The sequence below is a fragment of the Streptomyces sp. Ru73 genome, assembly GCF_002920575.1.
Taxonomy (GTDB): domain Bacteria; phylum Actinomycetota; class Actinomycetes; order Streptomycetales; family Streptomycetaceae; genus Streptomyces.
Genome location: NZ_PQSQ01000099.1, coordinates 20297 through 28364 on the forward strand (window position 1 = coordinate 20297; position 8068 = coordinate 28364).

The following is an 8068-nucleotide window of genomic DNA, read 5'->3' on the forward strand; positions in this document are numbered from 1 at the left end:
CAGCGGCCCGCCCCCGCGTCCCCTCCGGAGCCGAACCGTCCCGGAGCATGTCAGCTGGGTCCGGCCTTGTAGCCGACGCCGCGCACCGTCACCACGATCTCCGGGCGCTCCGGGTCCTTCTCGACCTTGGACCGGAGACGCTGGACGTGGACGTTGACCAGCCGGGTGTCCGCGGCGTGGCGGTACCCCCAGACCTGCTCCAGCAGCACCTCGCGGGTGAAGACCTGCCACGGCTTGCGCGCCAGCGCCACCAGCAGGTCGAACTCCAGCGGGGTCAGCGCTATCGACTGCCCGTCCCGCTTCACGGAGTGCCCCGCCACGTCGATGATCAGGTCACCGATGGCCAGCTGCTCCGGCGCGGGCTCCTCGGACCTGCGCAGCCGGGCGCGGATCCGGGCCACCAGCTCCTTGGGCTTGAACGGCTTGACGATGTAGTCGTCCGCACCCGACTCGAGGCCGACCACCACGTCGACGGTGTCGCTCTTGGCGGTGAGCATCACGATCGGCACACCGGACTCCGCCCGGATCAGCCGGCACACCTCGATGCCGTCCCGTCCGGGCAGCATCAGGTCGAGCAGTACGAGGTCGGGCTTGGCCTCGCGGAACGCGGCGAGCGCCTTGTCGCCGTCCGACACGAACGACGGTTCAAAGCCTTCGCCGCGCAGCACGATGCCGAGCATCTCTGCCAGTGCGGTGTCGTCGTCGACGACCAGGACGCGTCCCTTCATTCGGCCATCATCCCATTACCTGATCGTGACTTACCGAATCGTGACGTGGAACACAGCTCCGTAAGGGCGTCCCGGGTGACCGGCGACACCACGCCGGCCTCGGTCACGATCGCCGTCACGAGCTCGGCCGGGGTGATGTCGAAGGCCGGGTTGTAGGCCTGCGCGCCCGGCGGCGCCACCGGGAGGGCGACGCCCGCCTCCGCGCCGGAAGCGAGCACATGCGGCAGGGAGATTTCGGTCACTTCGTGCCCGCCCCGCTGCTCGACCTCGATCAACGCTCCCTCCTCGGTCTCCGGATCCAGCGTCGTGGTGGGGGCTACCACCACGAACGGCACGTGGTGGTAGCGCGCCAGCACGGCCAGCGGGTAACTGCCCACCTTGTTGGCCACCGCGCCGTCCGCCGCGATCCGGTCGGCACCGATCAGTACGGCGTCCACCTCGCCCGCCGCGAAGAGCGACCCGGCCGCCCCGTCGGGCAGCACTGTGTAGGCCATTCCCGCCCGCGCGGCTTCGTACGCGGTCAGCCGCGCGCCTTGCAGCAGCGGCCTGGTCTCGTCCACCCACAGGCGTCGCAGCTCTCCCGCCCGGTGCGCCGCCAGCGCCACCGCGAAGGCGGTGCCCTCGCCCCCGGAGACCAGCGCGCCGGTGTTGCAGTGCGTGAGGATGCGGTGACCGCCGCCCGGCAGCAGCTCGCCGAGCAGCTGAAGGCCGTTCTCCGCCATCCGCGCGCTGGCTCGCGCGTCCTCGGCGTGCACGGCCCGGGCCTCGGCCAGGGCGGCCGCCGCGGCCTTCTCCTCGGTACCGCCGGCGGCCAGCGCCTCGTCGTACGCCGCCACCGCCCGCCGCACGCCGTACATGAGGTTGACGGCGGTCGGCCGGGCGCACGCCAGGGACGTCGCGGCCTCGGCCACGTCGAACCCGCGGGCGGCCGCCAGCGCGACGCCGTACGCCCCGGCGATGCCCAGCAGGGGAGCGCCGCGCACGGCCAGCGTCCGGATCGCGTGGACCAGAGCCGGCACGTCCGTGCACACCAACTCCGTCTCTTCGGTGGGCAGTCGCGTCTGATCCAGCAGGACCACCACCGGTCCTTCGGGCGGTTCCTCCCAGCGCAGCGCGGGAATCGTGGGTGCCTCGGCACCCGCCTGGGGTACTCCGTACGGATCGGCCATCCGCTCAGTCTGCCGTCAGCGACGGGGGTAGCAGAAGGTCTTCCCCCAGGTCCCGGACAACCGTCGCGGCAACCGGAACATCTCGGCCCGGCAGCGGAACAGCCCCTGTTGGCAAGGGGGCCGGTACGAATCCGGACTTGCCGTGGCACGATGACTGGCACCGCGGATCCCGGAACCCGACCGCCGCCGCGGACGGGCAGTGTGAAGGAGCGACGATGAACAACTCTCCGGGCTGGGCCTCGCCCGGATCCTCCCCCTCCGACGAGCCGGACCGCGGCCCCCAGGAGCAGCCCGCACCGTCCGAGCAGTCCGCTGACCGGCAGCCCGCCGATGCGGCGGGATCCGAACAGGGCACGGTGGATCAGCAGCCTTCGCAGCAGGCGGCGCCCGCGCCGCAGCAGGCGTCGGGCCAGCAGCCTGTGTCCGAATCCCAGCAGGCCGGTCAGGCCCCCTCCGTCCAGTGGGCCAAGGAACAGCCCCCGGCCGGGCAGTGGTCCGCGCCCAGTGGCGGCGCGCCGGGCGCGGGCGGTGCCAACGGGGCGCCGGGAGCCGATGGCGCCGGCGCGAACGGCGGGTCCGGCTGGAACCCGCCGGGCGGTCCCGGTGGTCCCGGCACTCCCGGCGGGCAGCCGGGGTGGGGCGGCCAGCCCGGATGGCAGGGACAGCCCGGCCCCGGTGGCCCGCAGTGGGGCGGCGGCCGGCCCGGCTGGGGCGGCTCGTGGTCCCCGCCGCCCCCGGCGGCCAAGCCCGGCGTCATCCCGCTGCGTCCGCTCGGCGTCGGCGAGATCCTGGACGGCGCCGTGGCCACGATGCGGGCGCACTGGCGCACCATGCTGGGCATTTCGCTGGTCGTCGCCGTGATCACGCAGGCCGTTGCCACGGTCGTGTCGGGCCTGTGGTTCGACCGCGCCGACAACCTGACCCTGGGCACCGATCCGAACGCGGACGTCGAACAGGTCATGCGCGAGGCCGGCGGCCAGCTCGCCGCCAGCGGCATCACGTGGTTCATCGCCATGCTCGGCACCGTGATCGCCACCGCGCTGATCACCATCGTCGTCAGCCGTGCCGTCCTGGGCCGCTCGGTCTCCACCGGTGAGGCCTGGCGCGACTCGCGCCGTCAACTGCCCCGCCTCTTCGGCCTGCTCATCCTCCTCCCGCTGATCATCCTGGCCGTCATGGCGGTCGGCCTCGCCCCGGGCATCGCCGTCTCCTTGGCCGGCTCGGTGCCGGGCGGCGTGGCACTCGTCCTGCTGGGCGCGCTCGCCGCCACCGTCGTCGGGGTCTGGCTGTGGATCCGCTACTCCCTCGCCGCACCCGCGCTGATGCTGGAGAAGCAGGGCGTCATCACGTCCATGCGCCGCTCCGCCAAGCTCGTACGCGGCGCCTGGTGGCGGGTGTTGGGCATCCAGCTGCTCACCGTGCTGATCGTGATGATCGTGGAGTTCATCGTCCAGATCCCGGCCACCATCGTCGCCATCCTGCTCGGCGGGGAGAGCGCGGCCGACTGGATGGACGGCACCGCCACCACCGGCTGGACCTTCCTGATCGTGGTCGGCATCGGTGCCGTGATCAGCTCGACGGTCACCTTCCCGATCAGTGCCGGCGTCACCGCGCTCCTCTACATGGACCAGCGGATCCGCCGCGAGGCGCTCGACCTCGAACTGGCGCGCGCCGCCGGGCTTCCCGGCTACGGCGCCGACGCGGCCCCCGCCCCCGGTCCCACGCCCGGGAGCTGATGCGGTGACGGCCGGGGGGAGAGTCGCCGTGCTCGCGCTGCAATTCGGGGGCGTGCACCTCGGGGGCGACGACGTGCCCGTACGGACGCCGCGCGTCCCCGCCCGCGAGGCGGCCGAGCGCGAGCTGTCCGACCCGCGGTACCACCAGCACGACCCCAACCCGCTCCAGCGCGCCCTGAACTGGCTCTGGCAGCGCGTCGACGACCTCTTCAGCGCGGCCGCCGGGGCCACCCCCGGCGGCTGGGTCGGCCTGCTCGTCATCGCCCTGGTCGTCCTGTTGCTGGTCGTCGCGCTCCGCCTGCGGCTCGGCGCGCTGCGCCGCACCCCCACCACCGGTGCCACGCTCTTCACCGACCGGCCGCGCACCGCCGCCGAACACCGCACGGCCGCGGAAGCACACGCCGCCCGCAACGACTGGACCGCCGCCGTACAGGAACGGATGCGGGCCATCGTCCTCGCCCTGGAGGAACGCGCGCTGCTCACGCCTGCCCCGGGGCGCACCGCCGACGAGGCGGCGGCCGAGTCCGGCCGCGCCTTCCCCGGCCACGCCGACCGGCTGCGCGCCGCCGCCCGGACCTTCGACGCCCTCACGTACGGGCGCCATCTCGGCACCGCCGAGGAGTACGCCCGGCTCAGCGCCCTGGACACCGACCTCGCCCGGGCCAAGCCCGAACTCACCACCGACCGGGCCGGGGCCGCCGGATGACCGCTCCCGCGTACAGCACCTCCGTCTCGCCCACCGCCGCCAGGATCTGGTCCCGCTCCCGCGGCCTTCTGATCGCGCTGCTCGTCCTCGCCCTCGGCGGCATCGTCATCGCGGCACTGCGGTCCGGCGAACAGCACGGCCGCCTGGATCCGCGCTCCGCCGACCCCGCCGGCAGCCGCGCACTCGCCACCCTGCTCTCCGAACGCGGTGTCAGCACCCGCGTCGTGACCAGCACGCGCGAGGCCGCCGCAGCGGCAGGACCGGACACGACCCTTCTGGTCACCGACCCGAACCTGCTGACCGGCCAGCAGCTCGACACACTGCGCACCGCCACCGGACGCGCCTCCGGCCGCACCGTCCTCCTCGCGCCCGACCAGACGGCACTGGACTCCCTGGCCCCCGGCATCCGGACCGCCACGGAGACAGACGTCACCGTCCGCGCGCCGGACTGCACCCTGCCCGCGGCACGCCGCGCCGGCGACGCCGACCTCGGCGGAATGCGCTACTCCGGCTCCGCCCCCGGCGCCGAGGGTTGCTACCCCGTCGACGGCCTGCCCACCCTGCTGCGCCTGCCGGGCAAGACGGCGGAGGGCACGCAGCCACCGGGCGGCACCGGACCGACCGCCGGCGACACCGTGCTGCTCGGCGCCCCCGACCTGCTCTACAACCACCGCCTCGCCGAACGGGGCAACGCCTCGCTCGCCCTTCAACTCCTCGGTTCGCACCGTCATCTGGTCTGGTACCTCCCCTCCGTCAGTGATCCCGCGACAGCCCGCGACGGCGAGCGCTCCTTCCTCGACCTCATCCCCTCCGGCTGGGGCTGGGGCCTGCTGCAGCTGGCCATCGCCGCCGTACTGACCGCCCTCTGGCGGGCCCGCCGACTCGGCCCCCTCGTCCCCGAACGGCTGCCGGTCACCGTCCCCGCCGCCGAGACGACCGAGGGCCGCGCCCGCCTCTACCAGCAGGCCAACGCCCGCGACCAGGCAGCCGCCGTCCTGCGCTCGGCCACCCGCACCCGGCTGGCTCCTCTCGTAGGCGTCCCTCCCCTCCACGTCGACACCGCGGACGTCCTCGTCCCGGCCGTCGCCACCCGCCTCACCGCGGACGGCGGCACTCCCGCGGCGCTGCACACGCTGCTCTTCGGGCCCGCCCCCGCGGACGACAAGGCCCTGGTCCGGCTCGCCGACCAACTCGACGACCTCGAACGCTCGATACTTCACCAAGAGAGGCACGCACCTCGTGAGCACCCCGACAGCTGACAGCGCCCGAGCTTCCCTGGAGGCCCTGCGCACCGAGATCGCCAAGGCCGTCGTCGGCCAGGACCCCGCCGTCACCGGCCTGGTCGTCGCGCTGCTCTGCCGGGGCCACGTCCTCCTCGAAGGCGTGCCCGGCGTCGCCAAGACCCTGCTCGTACGCTCCCTCGCGGCAGCGCTCGACATGGGCACGAAGCGCGTTCAGTTCACTCCCGACCTGATGCCGAGCGACGTCACCGGCTCACTCGTCTACGACGCGCGCACCGCGGAGTTCTCGTTCCAGCCCGGCCCCGTCTTCACGAACATCCTGCTCGCGGACGAGATCAACCGGACCCCGCCCAAGACACAGGCGTCCCTCCTCGAAGCCATGGAAGAGCGGCAGGTGACCGTGGACGGCACGCCGCGCCCGCTCCCCGAACCGTTCCTGGTCGCCGCGACCCAGAACCCCGTGGAGTACGAGGGCACTTACCCGCTGCCCGAGGCCCAGCTCGACCGCTTCCTGCTCAAGCTCACGGTCCCGCTGCCCGCCCGCCAGGACGAGATCGGCATCCTCACCCGGCATGCCGAGGGCTTCAGCCCGCGCGACCTCGACTCCGCCGGGCTACGCCCCGTCGCCGGCGCCGCCGACATCGAAGCCGCCCGGGCGGCCGTCGCCAAGACCGCCGTCTCCCCCGACATCGCCGCCTACATCGTCGATATCTGCCGTGCCACGCGTGAATCCCCCTCGCTCTCCCTCGGCGTCTCCCCCCGAGGTGCCACCGCACTGCTCTCCACGGCCCGCGCATGGGCCTGGCTGACCGGCCGCGACTACGTCACTCCTGACGACGTCAAGGCCTTGGCCCTGCCCACACTGCGCCACCGCGTCCAGCTCCGCCCCGAGGCGGAGATGGAAGGAGTCACGGCCGACTCCGTCATCTCCGCGGTCCTCGCTCACCTTCCCGTCCCCCGCTGAGCCACGCCATGGCCCTCACCGGACGCACCGCACTCATCGCGGCCCTCGGCGCACTCGTCGTCGGCCTGCTCCTCCCCGGCTGGACCGGCATCCTCGCCGTCCAACTCGCTTTGCTTGCAGCAATTTTGTGCGACCTGTCACTCGCAGCGCCAGTGCGAAAGCTGCAGTTCACCCGTACTGGGGACACATCAGTTCGACTCGGTGACGCTGTCCCCACACACCTCACCGTCACCAACCCCACCGGCCGCCTCCTGCGTGCCGACCTCCGCGACGCGTGGCCGCCCAGCGCCTTCCACTCCGGCACCGAGTACGCCGAGTCCCGGCACCGCCTCCGCGTCCCCGCGTCCGAGCGCCGCCGCGTCACCACCACTCTCCGGCCCACCCGCCGCGGCGAGCACCACGCCGTACGCATCACCGTCCGCTCGTACGGCCCGCTCGGCCTGGCCGCCCGCCAGGGCAGCCACCACGTCCCGTGGGCCGTCCGCGCCCTGCCGCCCTTCACCAGCCGCAAGCACCTCCCCGCCAAGCTCGCCCGCCTGCGCGAACTCGACGGCCGGACCAGCATCCTCACGCGCGGCGAAGGCACCGAGTTCGACAGCCTCCGCGACTACACGCCCGGCGACGACACCCGGTCCATCGACTGGCGCGCGACGGCCCGCCAGCAGACCGTGGCCGTACGCACCTGGCGCCCCGAGCGGGACCGCCACATCCTCCTGGCCCTGGAGACCGGCCGCACCTCGGCCGGCCGTGTCGGCGACATCCCCCGCCTCGACGCCGCCATGGACGCCGCCCTCCTCCTCGCGGCGCTCGCCGCCCGCGCCGGTGACCGCGTGGACCTGCTCGCCTACGACCGACGCGTACGCGCCGCCGTCAACGGCCGCACGGCCCGCGACCTGCTCCCCGCGCTGACCGACGCCCTGACGCCGCTGGAGCCGGCACTCGTCGAGACCGATGCCCGGGGCCTGGCCGCGGCCATCCGCCGCAGCGCCCCGCGCCGGTCCCTCATCGTGCTGTTCACCGGCCTCGACGCGGCCCCGGTCGAAGAGGGCCTGCTCCCCGTACTCCCCGGACTCACGCGGAACAACGAGGTCCTCGTGGCCGCTGTGGCGGACCCGCGCATCGAAGCCATGGCCCGGTCCCGCCATACGCCGGCCGATGTGTACGCCGCGGCCGCAGCGGAACGCACCCGCGCCGAACGCCACCGCACCGCGGAACGTCTCCGCGGCCATGGCGTCACGGTCGTCGACGCCGTACCTTCTCGCCTCGCGCCGGAGCTGGCCGACGCCTACCTCGCGCTCAAGGCGTCCGGGCGGCTGTGAGGCGGGAGCGGCGAAGGGCTAAGGAATGAGAAAGGGGCCGCCAGGCCCCTTTCTCATTGCCTCGCATGTTGCCTCACGTGCCACTGTTCAGGCCGGCTGGCGTCCGTATGGATACGGGTACGGGCCAGGCGCGTACCCGGTACTTGGCTGCGAATACTCCGGGGCCTCGTGAGCCGCGAAATACATCGGGCTCATATGGGTCGTG

Annotated in this window: 7 protein-coding genes; 5 read left to right on the top strand and 2 right to left on the bottom strand. The window is 73.5% G+C overall.

Translation table 11 applies throughout. The annotated features are described in order from the left end of the window. Positions 1–50 precede the first annotated feature (50 nt). A complete protein-coding gene (mtrA, locus tag C3486_RS30345; RefSeq protein ID WP_103836015.1) occupies positions 51–728 on the bottom strand; it encodes a two-component system response regulator MtrA in 678 nt (225 codons plus the stop codon). Continuing rightward, on the bottom strand, positions 725–1897 hold the full coding sequence (gene mtnA, locus C3486_RS30350; protein ID WP_103836016.1) for an S-methyl-5-thioribose-1-phosphate isomerase: 1173 nt from the start codon (positions 1895–1897) through the stop codon (positions 725–727). Before mtnA ends, mtrA begins: the two co-directional genes overlap by 4 nt. Positions 1898–2112: 215 nt before the next feature. On the opposite strand from mtnA, the gene C3486_RS30355 reads away from it, so the two are divergent. Genes C3486_RS30355 through C3486_RS30375 form a run of 5 tightly spaced genes read left to right on the top strand, consistent with a single transcriptional unit; the run spans position 2113 to position 7863 of the window. Then, on the top strand, positions 2113–3633 hold the full coding sequence (locus C3486_RS30355) for a hypothetical protein (protein ID WP_103836017.1): 1521 nt from the start codon (positions 2113–2115) through the stop codon (positions 3631–3633). 28 nt (positions 3634–3661) lie between these two features. Next, positions 3662–4339 (top strand): DUF4129 domain-containing protein, encoded by a 678-nt coding sequence (locus tag C3486_RS30360; protein ID WP_258053077.1) that lies wholly within the window; start codon positions 3662–3664, stop codon positions 4337–4339. Then, positions 4336–5598: a DUF4350 domain-containing protein gene (locus C3486_RS30365; protein WP_103836020.1), complete on the top strand. Its 1263-nt coding sequence runs from the start codon at positions 4336–4338 to the stop codon at positions 5596–5598. Before C3486_RS30360 ends, C3486_RS30365 begins: the two co-directional genes overlap by 4 nt. Continuing rightward, positions 5579–6544, top strand: coding sequence for a MoxR family ATPase (locus tag C3486_RS30370; protein WP_103836021.1), 966 nt, complete (start codon positions 5579–5581; stop codon positions 6542–6544). Before C3486_RS30365 ends, C3486_RS30370 begins: the two co-directional genes overlap by 20 nt. Before the next feature lie 8 nt (positions 6545–6552). Beyond that, positions 6553–7863 carry a DUF58 domain-containing protein gene (locus tag C3486_RS30375; RefSeq protein ID WP_103836023.1) on the top strand — a complete coding sequence of 437 codons (1311 nt, stop codon included), beginning with the start codon at positions 6553–6555 and terminating at the stop codon, positions 7861–7863. The last annotated feature ends 205 nt before the right edge of the window (positions 7864–8068 follow it).